The organism is Marinobacter sp. es.042, assembly GCF_900188315.1.
In the GTDB taxonomy this organism is placed as follows: Bacteria; Pseudomonadota; Gammaproteobacteria; order Pseudomonadales; family Oleiphilaceae; genus Marinobacter.
The window spans coordinates 1,465,462-1,480,425 of the sequence record NZ_LT897781.1; the positions used below are offsets into that span (position 1 = coordinate 1,465,462).

The window sequence follows — 14,964 nt, forward strand, 5'->3', positions numbered from 1 at the left end:
CCTGTAGTCGAATTTTTGCTTGTATATCAGTAAATTTGTTCAGGCTCAGCCGGCCAGCGCCGCTGCCAGCGTGTCCGCAAGGTTGTCCTGGGCAATCTCCGCCTGCGGCTCGTCGGCTCGCAAGGGTTTAAGCCCGGCCGTGCCGTTGGCCACTTCGTTCTCGCCCAGAATCACCGCGTACCTGGCACCACTGCGGTCTGCCTTTTTCATCTGGCTTTTGAAACTGCCACCGCCGCAATGGGAAACAATCACACGCTCTGGCAAGGCTGCCCGGAGCTCTTCAGCCAGAACGAGTGCAGGCGCCAATGCGCCCTCGCCCATCGCCGTTACGTAGACATCGGCATTGCTGTTCACGTGCTCAGGAACCAGTTCCAGCGTTTCCAGCAGCAGGATAAGGCGCTCAAGGCCCATTGCAAAGCCCACTGCAAAGGTCGGCTTGCCACCCAGCTGTTCCACCAGGCCATCGTATCGACCACCGGCACACACCGTACCCTGGGCGCCGAGGCTGTCGGTAATCCACTCGAACACCGTCTTGCCGTAGTAATCGAGGCCCCGCACCAGCGCTGGATTCACTGAATAATTCACCCCTGCGGCCTCAAGAAGCGCCTTCAGACGCTCGAAGTGCTCGCGGGATTCTTCGTCAAGATAGTCGTCAAGGCTGGGCGCGTTTTCCAGGATTTTCCGCGTGGAAGGATCCTTGCTGTCCAGAATGCGCAGGGGGTTCGATTCGAGGCGACGCTGGCTATCGGCATCCAGGTCTGATTTGAACTGACCGAGGTAATCCACGAGGGCGGACCGGTAAACCCGACGGGACTCGGACGTTCCGATGGAATTGATCTCAAGCCGGGTATGCTCGGCGAGCCCAAGCTCTTTCCAGAGCCTTGCCGTCAAGATCAGCAGTTCGGCATCAATGTCCGGACCGTTCATGCCAAAACATTCCACGCCAATCTGATGAAACTGGCGGTAGCGGCCTTTTTGCGGACGTTCGTGCCGGAACATCGGGCCGGTGTACCAGAGACGACGGGTCTGGTTGAACAGAAGACCGTGCTCTTCGGCGGCCCGAACACAACCGGCGGTGCCCTCCGGGCGGAGGGTCAGACTGTCACCGTTGCGGTCTTCAAAGGTGTACATTTCCTTTTCGACGATGTCGGTTACTTCACCAATCGAACGCTTGAACAGATCGGTCTGTTCCACAATCGGCATGCGGATTTCCTGGTAGCCATACTGGGCCAGTACCCTGCGAACCGTGGATTCCACAAACTGCCAAACCGGCGTCTGCTCCGGCAGGATATCGTTCATCCCGCGAATTGCCTGAATCTTTGCCAATGTTAACCCTTAACTCTGTCTGGATGGTTGTGCCGGGAACCGGAAACAATCAGTTGTCTGACCGGGCAATAATCGAATCTTCCTGTTCCTTGCGCCGTGCCACTTCCTCGCGAATCAGGCGCTCCAGATCATCCGTCAATGTCGCGTTGTCCAGCTTCTGGTTCGGCTTTCCCGCCATGTAGAAGAGGTTCTTGGGGCTCCCGCCGGTAAGTCCGAGATCCGCCACTTTTGCCTCACCCGGACCGTTTACGATGCACCCGATGATCGCCACATCCAGAGAATCGTTTACATCCTCCAGACGAGCTTCCAGATCATTCATGGTCTGGATGACATCGAAATTCTGCCGGGAACAGCTGGGACAGGCGATGAAGTTGATACCGCGACTGCGCAGACGCAGGCTCTTCAGGATATCGAAGCCCACCTTGATTTCCTGCACGGGGTCCGCTGCGAGCGATACCCGGATGGTGTCACCGATGCCGTCCATCAACAGCATGCCAAGGCCAATGGAGGACTTCACGGTTCCGGATCTCAACCCACCTGCCTCGGTAATGCCAAGGTGCAGGGGCTGCTCAATCTGCTGAGCAATCTTACGGTAGGCATCGACCGTCATAAACACTTCCGACGCTTTCAGGCTCACCTTGAAATCCTGGAAGTCATGACGATCCAGGATATCGATGTGGCGCATGGCGGACTCCACCAGCGCGTCTGCCGTGGGTTCGCCGTATTTGCGCTGGAGAGACTTCTCCAGCGAACCGGCGTTCACACCAATGCGAATGGGAATGTTGCCGTCCCGGGCCGCACTGATCACGGCACTGACGCGGTCATCACGGCCGATATTGCCCGGATTGATCCGGAGACAGTCAACACCCAGTTCGGCTACCCGAAGAGCGATTTTGTAATCGAAGTGGATGTCGGCGACCAATGGCAGGGAAACCTGCTCCCGAATCTTCCCGAACGCCTCAGCGGCATCCATGGACGGAACGGAAACACGCACTATGTCCGCACCCGCCTCCTGCAATGCCTTGATCTGGCCAACGGTGGCCTCTACGTCACAGGTTTCGGTGTTGGTCATGCTCTGCACCGCAATCGGCGCGTCACCACCCACAGGAACATTGCCCACCATGATCTGGCGGGATTTGCGTCTGATAATCGGGGAATCCTGTTTCATGTCTTACTGACCGATATGGAAAATTTGATCAAATTTCAGATTGTCAGGGTGAATTCTGACCGGTTATTGACAACCCGGTAGCCACCGATATCCACTGGCTCGCCCTGGAAACGGATGGATTCAACCGCATCGACTGCGCCAATCACAACCCTCAAGGGCGTCGGCCCCTCGATATCAATCAGGTCCCCGTTACGCTGGAGCGAATTCACCAGGCGGTTACCGGCTGCGTCACTGATCTGCACCCAACAATCGTCACTGAAGCGAATCTGGAGCCGGCCGATGTCCGAAGCATCCGACAGCCCATTCGGGTCTTCCAGAACCGGCTCGGGGGTCTGGACGATCGCAGGAATCTGGTCGGTAACAGGCTCAGTTGCATCTGACGCGCCATCGTCCGTAGCCAATGTGCTTTCAGGCACCTGATTTTCAACAACCTCAGTTTCAGGCGCTTGAGCCTCGGTTTCTGTTTCAGGCTGCTGCACTGTAGGCGCCTCCGCCTCCATACCTGCCGATTCCGACTCTTCAGCACTGGCAACAAGCACAGGCTCGGAGCGCTTTGGCTCGGCCAACGCAGCCGATTCCTCGGCTTCAGCAGGAGCAGGCTCTTCCGGCACTGATTCCGGTTCTGTCACCGGCTCGGAAGGCGCCGGGCCCTGTTCAGGAGCCAGAAAGGTGAAAGCAAGGTATCCGGCAATGCCCAGCACCACCAGGAAAAACAGAGCCTTGGCAAGCTGACGTTTACGACGTCTGCGACGTTCGATGTCTACCAGCGGATTGGCTTCCTGCTCCTGTTCCCGCTGTTGCCGGATGGGTTCCAGTTCCTGGTCGAGGTCGGCAATCACTGCGTCTGCGTCCAGCCCAACCTGTTTTGCATAAGCCCTGACATACCCTTTCAGAAAGAGTTCACTGTCAATCTGGCTGTAATCTCCCGACTCGATCGCCTGGATTACCGAAGGACGCAAATGCTGCGCTGCTGCGACATCACCGGTACTCAGACCGGTTTTCTCCCGTGCCTTTTGAAGCTGCCGCCCTACGGGCTCCTTCATAGCTGGCTGTGAGTTTTCTTCAGTTGCCATTAGAAATCAGCACCTTATATTGTTGGTATTCGACTGACTCCGGAAATTTGTTTCTGAGTTGAAGCGCAAGGCTCGCCTCCTGGTTTTCATCACTGTAGAAGCGGGCAATGCGGATTCCGGTAAGAAGGCTCTCCGGTGAGTGCACCAGACGCTGATTTCGCTGCATCAATGAAATCAGTCGCGAGTAGTAGCGTGCAGCGTCGTCGTAGTCGCCAGTCTCTACGGACACCCGGGAAAGCGCCAGCAGGGAACGTGCGTCGCCTCGTGTCAGCTCCACTGCCCGGCGATAGGATGTGCCCGCAGCCTCCAGTTCTCCGAGGCGCTCCTGGGTCATGCCCAGGTTAAAGAAAACCGAGCCGCGATCCTGATAACCGGTATCCCGGGACGCAGAACGGAATTGATCACGCGCGTCTTCCATCCGGTTCTGGCCGAACAGGAAAGCTCCGTAATAAACCCGCGCCCTTGTATACCCTGGATCCTCGGAAATGGCCTGTTTGAAATTGCGCTCAGCCAGTTCTGGCTCACCCTCGGCGTTATAGATAAGCCCCATCGCAGCCCTCGCCCCCGGGTCATCTGAATCCAGTTTCAATGCCCTGTCGAGGTGATGGCGTGCACGTTCAAGATTGCCCTGCCCAATGTAGGCCGTGGCAAGTTTTACATAGTTATCGAGCGCTTCCTGCTGATCTGCTTCCCGTGAAAACCGACTGTCGGTAGTGGTAACGCAACCTGTAACCAGCAGGGTCAGCAACAGGGTGGCCAACACGAATGAACGTCGGTTTGCTGGTGGTTTTATCACGGGTGTCCCCTTCCTCGATTGGGCTGCAAGACGTATCTGGTTCAGGGATTCACCTGCTGAACCTGAATATACCGCTGACTCCGCCGGGTTCTGTCCTCGACCCGCCCGACCAGTTGCCCACAGGCGGCGTCAATGTCATCGCCCCGCGTGGTTCTGATAGTGGTGATGTAGCCAGCTTCGTTTAGAACGTTCTGGAACCGCCGCGTGGCATTCATGCTCGGTCTCCGGAAATCGCTCTCCGGAAACGGGTTGAAGGGAATCAGGTTGATCTTGCACGGAAGATCCCGCAACAGCACCGCCAGTTCCCGGGCGTGCTCGGGCTGATCGTTCATCCCCTCGATAACGGTGTACTCGATCGTAGCCTTACGCTTGTCTGGCAAACGGGCGAAATACCGCTTGGTGGCCGCAAGCAGCTCTGAGATCGGGTACTTTTTATTCAACGGAACCAGTTTGTTACGCAGTTCATCATTCGGGGCATGCAGGGAAATGGCCAGTGAAACATCGGTAACTTCCGACAGGCGATCCAGCGCAGGCACCACGCCAGAGGTACTGAGGGTCACCCGGCGCTTGGAGATCCCGTACGCAAGATCCTCCATCATGAGGTTCATGGCGTCCACGACATTGTCAAAATTGAGCAGGGGCTCGCCCATGCCCATCATGACCACGTTGGTAATCGGCCGATCGGGGCCCGGCTCAAAAGGCATGAAGGCCTTGCGCGCAACCCACACCTGGCCAATGACTTCCGCCGCAGTCAGATTACGGTTAAAGCCCCGCTTGCCGGTGGAGCAGAAAGTGCAGTCCAGGCTGCAACCAATCTGTGAGGAAACGCAGAGTGTGCCGCGTTCGCCATCGGGAATCAGTACCGTCTCCACGCTGTTGCCGTTGTCCATGCGCATCACCCATTTGCGGGTGCCGTCTTTGGAGGTTTCGTCGTACACCACCTCAGGACCACGGATCTCGGCAACCTGCTTCAGCTTTTCCCGAAGCGCCTTGCTCATATTGGTCATTTGATCGAAGTCATCGGCGCCACGCTGATGGATCCACTGCAAAACCTGAGTGGCACGAAAACGCTTCTCTCCCAGGGACTCGAAGAAGGCCTCGAGCTTTGCTTTTGGCATTCCCAGGAGATTGGTTTTTTCAGCGGCCGCTGTCATTTCATAACCTCGATCAGATAATCAATTCGGAGGCGACCGGATGATCGCCCCCGATCAACGCAATCAACCCCTCGGGCAGATCTCGTTGTCATTGAAGAAGTAAGCGATTTCGCGCTCGGCAGAAGCCGTGGAATCAGAGCCGTGAACGGCGTTTGCGTCGATGGACGATGCGAAATCAGCGCGGATAGTGCCCGCCTCGGCTTCTTTCGGGTTGGTCGCGCCCATCAGGTCACGGTTTCTAAGGATCGCGCCTTCACCTTCCAGAACCTGCACAACCACCGGACCGGAGGTCATGAATGCAACCAGGTCGTTAAAGAACGGACGCTCTTTGTGCTCTGCGTAAAAGCCTTCTGCCTGCTCCTGGGTGAGGTGCATCATCTTGGCAGCAACGATGTTCAGCCCAGCTTTCTCGAAGCGGCTGTAAATTTCGCCGATCACGTTCTTTGCGACCGCGTCGGGCTTGATAATCGAGAGCGTGCGCTCAGTTGCCATGGTATTTCTCCAGTTTGTGGATGGTTAAAATTGTGGCCTGCGATTATACGCAGTCCGGGGCAAACTTCCTACCGCACTGCGCGGAGGCGGCTAACAACATCAACTATTTGCGCGCTGGCAAACGCCACTTCCTCTTTCGTGGTATAGCGGCCGATGGAAAAGCGCAGCGCACGATGGGCCTGCTCTTCACTCAACCCGATGCCACGGAGTACGTATGAAGGCTCTACCGTGGCTGAAGCGCAGGCCGAACCGGAGGATACCGCCAGATCCCGAAGGCCGAGCATCAGGGACTCCGCATCTACCCCCTCAAAGGAAAGATTCAGTATGCCCGGGACGCGCCGGGATTCACTGCCGTTGAGAGTGACACCCTCGAGAGACCGGAGCCCAGCCAGAAACGCCTCCCGCAGGGCTTCCAGCTTCTCCACTTCCTGTTCAAGCGCGGACTGGGCGATCTCGAACGCCTTCCCCATTCCGACAATCTGATGGGTGGGGAGCGTTCCGGGGCGCATTCCTCGCTCATGGCCACCACCATGAATCTGCGCCTCGATACGAACATCCGGCGACCGCCTGACGTACAGGGCGCCGACGCCCTTCGGGCCATAAACCTTGTGGCCGGAAAGCGCTAGCAGATCCACCGGCATGGTACCGACATCAATTGCCATCTTGCCGGCGGCCTGGGCGGCGTCCACGTGAAAAAGAATGCCTCTTTGACGCAATTCCGCACCAATGGCGGCAATATCGTTAATGGTTCCCAGCTCGTTGTTCACCAACATCAGGCTGACGAGCACGGTATTTTCCTTGAGCGCATCCAACACCTGATCAAAACCGATGGTTCCGTCGGCTGCCGGCTCCAGCCAGGTGACTTCAGTACCCTGATGCTCCAGCCACTTGCAGGTGTCGACAACCGCTTTGTGCTCGATCCTGGAGGTAACGATATGAACGCCCTGTCGGCCGGCAACCGCCCCTTTGATGGCGAGGTTGTCTGATTCCGTTGCCCCCGAGGTCCAGACAATCTCCCGCGGATCAGCGTGAACGAGACTGGCAACCTTTTTGCGCGCAGCTTCCACTGCGGCCTCTGCCTGCCAACCATAGGCGTGGGTGCGGGATGCCGGATTACCGAATACACCATCCAGCGTGAGGTATTTCATCATTTCATCAGCAACGGCTGGATCAACGGGCGTGGTGGCCGCGTAGTCCATATAAACGGGCTTTTTCATGGATTCCGGAAACTTGTTGGTGTTAGGCCGGCGCCTGATCGGACAGGCGTTCGGTATTGATGGTTTCAGAGCCACTGTCGGACTGGCGGCGATTTTGCCGGTCCGCAACCTGGCGAATTTCATGCTTCCTCATCAGGTCTCCGAGACTGATCTCGCTGAGAAACTGATGAATCTGATCACTGAGATCAGACCAGAGGTGGTGGGTCAGACATTTCTCGCCATTCTGGCAATCGCCTTTGTTGGCGCACCGGGTGGTATCCAGCGATTCGCTGACGGCATCAACAACTTCGGCAATGTAGAGATCAGCCGCAGGACGACTGAGCCTGTATCCACCACCGGGACCGCGAATACTGACAACCAGTTTCTGGCGGCGGAGACGGGAGAAAAGCTGCTCCAGGTAGGACAGTGAGATTCCCTGACGCGCCGATATATCGGCCAGACTCACCGGCCCCTGGTCTCCATGCAGAGCCAGATCCAGCATTGCCGTAACGGCATAGCGGCCTTTGGTGGTCAACTTCATAGCGTCAGCCCCATGGCGGGATTGAATCTCAAAAATGCAGAACAGAGTATGAATTGACCAACCATTTCAGTCAAGTATTCAGCGCCGCACCTCTTCGTCGTCTCGCACGCAATCGAAATCTTCCTCGTGGAGCGGTGGCAGTTCGCCATTCTGATATTCACTGTTCACCTTGCGCAACGCCTTGCACATATTCTCTATGCGGTCATCCACCGCATGCATGTGATCAAGCAACGAGCGCATGGCCCGTGCTACGGGGTCCGGCATTTCTTCCGTAACGCCGTATGCATCGAAGCCCATTCGCTCTTCCATTTCCTTACGGCGGGCATCGTCTTCGCCCTGGCGTTTGACAATAACGCGACCAGGAATACCTACAACGGTTGCACCCTCTGGCACTGCCTTGGTAACCACCGAGTTTGAACCAATCTTGGCACCCTCGCCTACTTCAAAAGGCCCCAGAATCTTGGCGCCGGCACCAACCACCACATTGTTGCCAATCGTGGGATGCCGCTTACCCTTGTTCCAGCTGGTTCCGCCCAGCGTAACCCCTTGATACAGGGTTACGTCGTCGCCGATCACTGTAGTCTCACCAATAACAACACCCATGCCGTGGTCGATGAAAAAGCGACGACCAATGGTTGCACCTGGATGAATCTCAATGCCGGTAAGCCAACGGGCGATCGTCGAAATGGTCCTCGCAAGCCATTTCAACCCCAAACTCCACAACCAATGGGAAAACCGATGGAAAAGCAGTGCGTGCAAACCCGGGTAGTTGGTGAGCACTTCAAAGGTGTTCCTGGCGGCGGGGTCCCGATGGAACACGCTGTTAATGTCTTCCCGCAAACGCTCAAACATGGCCATTGTCCTGTTCCGTCGCCGCAGTATCGGCCTCGGTTGATTTGCTGTTGTTCCGTGTGCCCGCCGCTTTTTGCACAGCGGTAAGGATGCCCCGGAGGATATTGATCTCCATCTGATCAAGTCTGGCTCGCTGGAACAGCCGCCGCAAGCGCGTCATAAGCTGCCTGGGGTTCTCCCGCCGATGGAAATCAACATCGATAAGGACCTGCTCAAGATGCCCGAAGAAGCCCTCGACATCGTGGACTTTCGCCGGCGGCACATCCCATCCTTCGTCCCCGGGCCGGGTCATCGACTGTAAGTATGGGCTTCCTTCACCGCCTTCAAGGCTTCGGAGGTAATACATCCGCAACTCATAGCACATGACCTGCACCGCCATGGCCAGGTTCAGAGAGCTGTAATCCGGATTGGAGGGAATATGAATATGATAATGACAACGCTGCAGCTCATCGTTGCTGAGACCATGATTCTCCCTTCCGAACACCATGGCCACCGGGCCACTGCCGGCGTGTTCTGCGGCCGCGGCCGCAGCCTCCGGCGGGGCGCACACCGGCCAGGGGACTTTTCTGCCCCGGGCACTGGTACCCATTACCAGAACGCAGTCGGCCAGCGCCTCATCGAGCGAAGTCACCACCTGGGCGCTATCAAGCACATCGGAAGCCCCCGCCGCACGGGCGTATGAAGCCTCGTCCGGAAACGAAGACGGGTTTACCAGCCACAGATTGCCGAGCCCCATATTTTTCATGGCACGGGCGACCGCGCCGATATTGCCTGAATGGGATGTCTCAACCAGAACGATCCGGATCTGATCCTGGAATGTTTCCGTCCCTTCCTGTGGAAGTGCGCTTTTATGCATCGTTAGCAGGCCCAAGGTTATTGATCAGGGCGGCAATGATAGCAGAAAGCAAAGGCACCCTGCCCCTCCGAAGTACCCGTAACCTCTGGTTATCCGTGCTATTGCTGAGTCAAAAAACATACAAGCGGGGTGATCTTTTGCTATGATACCCGGCCTTCACACACCCGGATAATGAACACTCAGATGCAACCAGCTATTAAAATGGCCCTGCGCGTCGCGCGTCAGGGGTCTGATTATCTGAAAGCCCATTTCGAGCGCCAGGAACCTACCGGCAAGGACGACTCAGAACGCCGTCGTCAGCTGGAACGGGTTGAGCAATCTATTTATGATAATTTTGCCGAACAGCTCGAAAAAGCCTACAAAGACCACAGCATCGCGCCCCTGAACGAAGCGGATGCCGGAACCAGCGAAAAGAGCTGGCATATTTTCCCTGTCCTGGGCCGTGAAAATTTCCTTCGGGGCATTCCGGAGTTCGCTCTGGCACTGTCCCAGAAAAAGAATAACCGCACCGAAAACCTGCTGCTGGTTAACCCCGTTACCGGCGAGGAATACTCGGCCAGTCGCGGCCATGGTGCGGCGCTCAACAGCCGCCGCGTTCGCGCTTCGGAAATCAAGCTGCCGGAGAAAGCCGCCATCGCCACCAACCTGCTGGACCAGGCTCGAAAGAGCGAGGATCCGATGCTCTGGGGCGAAATGGCCGCCGTACTGGCCAGAGACTCTGGTATGTTCCGCACCTCCGGCTGCGTGGTGCTGGATATCGCCCGTGTGTCCGCCGGATTGATGGACGCAGCCATCATCTTTCGCCCGGAAGCCGCGGAGCTGGATCTTGGCGTCACACTGGCCATGGAATCCGGTGCCCTGACCGGCGATTTCTCGGGCAATCCGTCCACCGGGAACGCCCGCCAGCTGGTGGTTGCAAACCCGAAACTGTTCCGCGAAGTGCTCAAGGTCCTGCATCCGTTCCGGGGCCGCCTGCCTCGCTGAGCTCCCGGACTCTCTCAGGCACAAAAAAACCGCCAACATAATGTGGCGGTTTTTTTATGCCCGGAAATCGGGGAACAACTACGATTACATACGGTTCAGCCATTCCGGCGGCTGCTCTTCTTCTTCGGCATTTTCCGCGCCTTCTTTTGCCGGCACGATCAGGTCATCTCGAGACACACCCATCACCATCAGCAGATTCGCAGACACGTATATGGAAGAGTAGGTACCGACAACCACACCAATAATCAAAGCCAGGGCGAAGTTGTTAATCGCCTCACCACCCAGAAAGTAGAGTGCGAACAGCACCACAAGAGTCGTACCCGAGGTGTTGATGGTACGCGCGATCGTCTGGTGGATCGACTCGTTGATAATGTCCCAGGACTCACCCACGCGCATCTTGCGGAAGTTTTCCCGAATCCGGTCAGCAACAACAATGGTGTCGTTCAGCGAGTAGCCGATGACCGCAAGCAACGCTGCAAGAACGGTGAGGTCGAAAGTCCACTGGAACAACGCGAAAACACCCAGAACGATAATGACATCGTGCGCCAGAGGCACCACCGAGGCAATGCCGAACTTGAACTGGAATCGCATGCCCACATAGATCAGGACAACGGCAAGGGCGATAAGCAAACCAAGGCCACTGTCTTCCTTGAGCTCCGCACCAACCTGGGAACCCACAAACTCGGAACTGACAAGCTCAAGCTCTGCGCCACCTTCCTTGAGGGTTCTGGTTACTTCCGGCGCCAACTGATCATTATCAGCCTCGGCCATCCGCACCAACACCGTCGTGTCGGCCCCGAAGTTCTGAACAGAAAACTGCTCGTACCCAGCCTCCGTCAGCCTGGAGCGGATTTCATCAAGTTGCGGAGCCTCTGCGTATTCAAATTCAACAGAGGTACCGCCGGTGAAGTCCATACCCAGGTTCAGGCCACGGGTAGCCAACAGGGCAATGGATACCACGATCAGCGAGATGGAGATTATGGAAGCAATCTTCCGTAACCCCATGAAATCAAACGGTTGCTTTTGATCTTCAGACATTGGCGAGCTTTCCTCCGATCGACAGCTTCTCGACCCTGCGGCCGCCGTAAACAAGGTTAACGATGCTTCGGCTGACCATCAGGCCAGAGAACATCGACGTCAGGATCCCGATGCAAAGTGTCACCGCAAACCCTTTCACCGGGCCGGAACCCATCGCGAAAAGAATCACGGCAACCAGCAATGTGGTGATGTTTGCATCAAAGATGGATACAAAGGCGCGGGAATAGCCGGAGTTGATGGCCGTCTGGGGCGCTACGCCGGATTTCAGCTCTTCCTTTATCCTCTCAAAGATAAGCACGTTGGCATCCACCGCCATACCGACGGTCAGAACAATACCGGCGATGCCTGGCAGGGTCAGTGTCGCCGAGAGGATCGACATACACGCAACGAGCAGCATCAGGTTCAGTGTCAGCGCAATGTTCGCTACCACGCCAAATCCGCGGTAGTAGACAAGCATGTAAAGCAGCACCAGCCCGAAACCAAGCGCAACGGACATCATGCCGGCGTCTATATTTTTCTGGCCAAGGCTCGGACCAATGGTCCTCTCCTGAACGAAGTACATCGGGGCGGCAAGTGCACCGGCGCGCAAGAGCAGCGCCAGTTCTGCGGCTTCCGGAATGGAATCAAGCCCGGTGATCCGGAAACTGCTGCCCAGAGCGGATTGCACTGTGGCAAGGCTGATAATGCCTTTCTCCACAATGCGGTTCTCCACTTCCTGAGGCTCGCCGTCTACCATTCTGGTTTCGGTCTCCGTGCGGTACTCGATGAACAGCACGGCCATCCTGCGACCAATGGCATTACGGGTGGCCCGGTTCATCAGGTCGCCACCGACGGAATCCATGGTGATATTGACCTGGGGTTGGCCGTTTTCGTCAAACGCCTGCTGGGCATTGGCCACGTTGTTACCGGTAGCGATCACCTCCTGCTCGAGGCGCGCGGTGCGCTGTGGCTGATCCCGGAAACCAAACTCCTCGGTCTCGCTGCTGGGGGCGTCCTGGCGGGCCTCCATGCGGAACTCAAGGTTCGCGGTTGCACCAAGTACGCGTTTGGCCTGTGCTGTGTCCTGTACGCCGGGCAACTCAACAATAATCCGGTCAGCACCCTGCTGTTGAACGAGGGGCTCAGCAACACCGAGCTCATTCACCCGATTACGGATCGTTGTGAGGTTCTGCTCCAGAGCATAGTCCTGAATCGCAGTGACTTCAGCCTCGGAGAGCGTCAGGACGAGAAGGAATTCATCGCCCTCGGTCTGCTCATCAAGAAGGAATTCGTTGTACTGATCACGCACCATGTTGAACGCTTCGGTGCGGGAGGCTTCATCACGAAAGCTGAGAACGATCTCGCGGTTGTCCTCAACATCTCCGCCACGATAACGGATCCGCTCTTCCCGCAGCTCCCGCTTGATCTGGCCAGACATGGCATCCAAACGCTGGCTGACTGCAGTTTCCATGTCGACTTCCAACAGGAAGTGGACACCGCCACGGAGGTCCAGACCCAGCTTCATCGGGCCGGCACCCAGGCTCTTCAGCCAACCGGGTGTGGAGGCGGCCATATTCAGTGCCACCAGGTATTCGTTTCCAAGGGCAGCCTGCACCAGGGGGCGGGCCTGCAATTGGTCTTCAGAGTTGGTGAGACGGATCAGAGCATCCCGATCCTGAAGAGTACTGCTTTTCACCTCGATGCCCCGGCTTTCCAGCACACCAACGGCCCTGTCGAGCACACCGGCATTCACCTCGGTGCTACTGCGGGCGCCGGTAATCTGGATGGCGTAGTCGTCGGGGAAGAGGTTGGGCAAAGCGTAGATAAACCCGATCACGAGCGCGACCAGGATAACCAGGTTTTTCCAAAGCGGATACTTGTTCAGCATGGGATCCCTTGTAGCCGGCCTAGCGGCCAGACTTGGTGTTTCAGCCAGGAAGATTCAAACCGGCCACCAGGGATGGCCGGCTAAATGGCCCCCGCTCAGATGTCCTTGAGCGTGCCCTTCGGCAGCGCCGCAGCAACGGCTACCTTCTGGACCTTGATCTCTACGTTGTCAGCAACTTCCACAACGATGAAATCGTCAGTCACCTTGGTAATTTTGCCGGCGACACCACCAGAGGTCACAACTTCATCACCTTTATTCAGGCCGGACATCAGAGCCTTGTGCTCTTTCGCACGCTTGGACTGCGGACGCCAGATCAGGAAGTAGAAAATCAGGATGAAGCCGGCGAAAAAGATCACCTGGCCCATAACACCCATTCCCTGAGCAGCCGGGTCCTGCGCCATGGCAAGAGCAGGCATCAGAGCCAAAAGGCCGGCAACGAGCATTTTAATAGCTTTCATTGAATATCTCCGTTGGTTTAGCGAATAGATCAAACATTGCCCAGGGGCGGAACGGTCTCTCCGCGCAGAGCATAGAAGTCGGTTACAAAGTCCGACAATGTACCTGCTTCAATGGCCCCACGCAATCCAGCCATCAGGTTCTGATAGAACCGGAGGTTGTGGATGGTATTCAGTTGTGAGCCAAGCATTTCTCCACATTTATCCAGATGATGGAGATAACTTCTCGAAAAATTCTTACAGGTATAACAGTCGCAGCGCTCGTCCAGCGGCGCGGTGTCATGACGGTGCCGGGCATTGCGGATTTTTACGATCCCGGTTGACGTAAATAGATAGCCATTCCTGGCATTGCGGGTCGGCATTACACAGTCGAACATGTCGACACCGCGACGTACCGCCTCGACGAGATCTTCCGGCCGGCCCACGCCCATCAGGTAACGAGGCTTGTCTTCCGGCATTTTCGGCGGCAAGTGGTCGAGAATCCGGATCATGTCTTCCTTGGGCTCGCCAACCGACAGACCGCCAATGGCGTAGCCATCGAAACCGATCTCTGTGAGCCCTTCCAGAGAGCGGTCCCTCAGGCCTTCGTACATACCGCCCTGAACGATGCCGAACAACGCCGCAGGGTTCCCCTCGTGGGCATCTTTGCTTCGTTGCGCCCATCGCAGCGACAGTTCCATGGAATCTTTTGCCTGACGTTCGGTAGCCGGATAAGGCGTACACTCGTCAAATATCATAACGATGTCCGACCCGAGATCCCGTTGCACCTGGATCGCGATCTCCGGTGAAAGCTCCACCGGCGAACCATCGACCGGAGAACGGAAGGTAACGCCGTCCTCGGTGATCTTGCGCATCTCACCCAGACTGAACACCTGGAAACCGCCGGAGTCGGTCAGGATAGGCCCATGCCATTGTGTGAAGTCGTGAAGGTCGCCGTGGGCCTTGACCACCTCAGTACCAGGCCGAAGCATCAGGTGAAAGGTGTTCCCCAGAATGATTTCCGCACCGATTTCATGGATATCGCGGGGCAGCATACCCTTGACCGTACCGTAAGTGCCGACGGGCATGAACGCGGGGGTCTCAACGGTGCCGCGGGGAAACGTCAGCCGGCCACGGCGGGCGCGCCCATCCTCGCCCAGTTTTTCGAACGACATGAAACAGGTTTG

15 protein-coding genes are annotated in these 14,964 nt (G+C 56.8%); 1 reads left to right on the forward strand and 14 read right to left on the reverse strand.

Annotated features, from left to right (window positions below):
- Positions 1-45 precede the first annotated feature (45 nt).
- From hisS to trmJ, 10 genes are all read right to left on the reverse strand, one after another.
- Complete coding sequence (gene hisS / locus CFB02_RS06910; RefSeq protein WP_088557434.1) at positions 46-1,326, reverse strand: histidine--tRNA ligase; 1,281 nt, start codon at positions 1,324-1,326, stop codon at positions 46-48.
- A gap of 49 nt (positions 1,327-1,375) precedes the next feature.
- Positions 1,376-2,494 carry a flavodoxin-dependent (E)-4-hydroxy-3-methylbut-2-enyl-diphosphate synthase gene (ispG, locus tag CFB02_RS06915; RefSeq protein WP_008174332.1) on the reverse strand — a complete coding sequence of 373 codons (1,119 nt, stop codon included), beginning with the start codon at positions 2,492-2,494 and terminating at the stop codon, positions 1,376-1,378.
- Positions 2,495-2,529: 35 nt separating this feature from the next.
- Positions 2,530-3,567, reverse strand: a complete 1,038-nt coding sequence (locus tag CFB02_RS06920) for a RodZ domain-containing protein (RefSeq protein WP_088557435.1) — start codon at positions 3,565-3,567, stop codon at positions 2,530-2,532.
- Positions 3,557-4,330, reverse strand: a complete 774-nt coding sequence (pilW, locus tag CFB02_RS06925; protein ID WP_088559190.1) for a type IV pilus biogenesis/stability protein PilW — start codon at positions 4,328-4,330, stop codon at positions 3,557-3,559. Before pilW ends, CFB02_RS06920 begins: the two co-directional genes overlap by 11 nt.
- 74 nt (positions 4,331-4,404) lie before the next feature.
- Positions 4,405-5,517, reverse strand: coding sequence for a 23S rRNA (adenine(2503)-C(2))-methyltransferase RlmN (gene rlmN / locus CFB02_RS06930; RefSeq protein ID WP_008174327.1), 1,113 nt, complete (start codon positions 5,515-5,517; stop codon positions 4,405-4,407).
- Positions 5,518-5,580: 63 nt separating this feature from the next.
- A complete protein-coding gene (gene ndk / locus CFB02_RS06935) occupies positions 5,581-6,009 on the reverse strand; it encodes a nucleoside-diphosphate kinase (protein WP_088557436.1) in 429 nt (142 codons plus the stop codon).
- A 68-nt stretch (positions 6,010-6,077) separates the two neighbouring features.
- The gene (locus tag CFB02_RS06940; RefSeq protein ID WP_088557437.1) at positions 6,078-7,226 is read right to left on the reverse strand and encodes an IscS subfamily cysteine desulfurase; all 1,149 of its coding nucleotides are present in this window, start codon (positions 7,224-7,226) and stop codon (positions 6,078-6,080) included.
- Positions 7,227-7,248: 22 nt separating this feature from the next.
- Positions 7,249-7,746: a Fe-S cluster assembly transcriptional regulator IscR gene (gene iscR / locus CFB02_RS06945; protein ID WP_088557438.1), complete on the reverse strand. Its 498-nt coding sequence runs from the start codon at positions 7,744-7,746 to the stop codon at positions 7,249-7,251.
- Between the two features lie 78 nt (positions 7,747-7,824).
- Positions 7,825-8,598: a serine O-acetyltransferase gene (gene cysE, locus CFB02_RS06950; protein WP_088559191.1), complete on the reverse strand. Its 774-nt coding sequence runs from the start codon at positions 8,596-8,598 to the stop codon at positions 7,825-7,827.
- Complete coding sequence (gene trmJ, locus CFB02_RS06955; RefSeq protein WP_088557439.1) at positions 8,591-9,454, reverse strand: tRNA (cytosine(32)/uridine(32)-2'-O)-methyltransferase TrmJ; 864 nt, start codon at positions 9,452-9,454, stop codon at positions 8,591-8,593. The genes cysE and trmJ overlap by 8 nt, the downstream gene beginning before the upstream one ends.
- A 183-nt stretch (positions 9,455-9,637) precedes the next feature.
- Between trmJ and CFB02_RS06960 the strand changes: the two genes are divergently transcribed.
- Complete coding sequence (locus CFB02_RS06960) at positions 9,638-10,438, forward strand: inositol monophosphatase family protein (protein ID WP_053115017.1); 801 nt, start codon at positions 9,638-9,640, stop codon at positions 10,436-10,438.
- An 84-nt stretch (positions 10,439-10,522) separates the two neighbouring features.
- On the opposite strand, the gene secF is transcribed toward CFB02_RS06960, so the two are convergent.
- The 4 genes from secF to tgt all read right to left on the reverse strand — a co-directional run bounded on the left by secF (position 10,523) and on the right by tgt (position 14,952).
- Positions 10,523-11,476 (reverse strand): protein translocase subunit SecF, encoded by a 954-nt coding sequence (secF, locus tag CFB02_RS06965; protein WP_088557440.1) that lies wholly within the window; start codon positions 11,474-11,476, stop codon positions 10,523-10,525.
- Complete coding sequence (gene secD / locus CFB02_RS06970; protein WP_088557441.1) at positions 11,469-13,343, reverse strand: protein translocase subunit SecD; 1,875 nt, start codon at positions 13,341-13,343, stop codon at positions 11,469-11,471. The genes secF and secD overlap by 8 nt, the downstream gene beginning before the upstream one ends.
- 95 nt (positions 13,344-13,438) lie before the next feature.
- Entirely contained in the window at positions 13,439-13,801 is a 363-nt protein-coding gene (gene yajC, locus CFB02_RS06975; protein WP_053115014.1) for a preprotein translocase subunit YajC, read from the reverse strand.
- A gap of 29 nt (positions 13,802-13,830) precedes the next feature.
- Positions 13,831-14,952, reverse strand: coding sequence for a tRNA guanosine(34) transglycosylase Tgt (tgt, locus tag CFB02_RS06980; RefSeq protein ID WP_088559192.1), 1,122 nt, complete (start codon positions 14,950-14,952; stop codon positions 13,831-13,833).
- Positions 14,953-14,964: the final 12 nt, after the last annotated feature.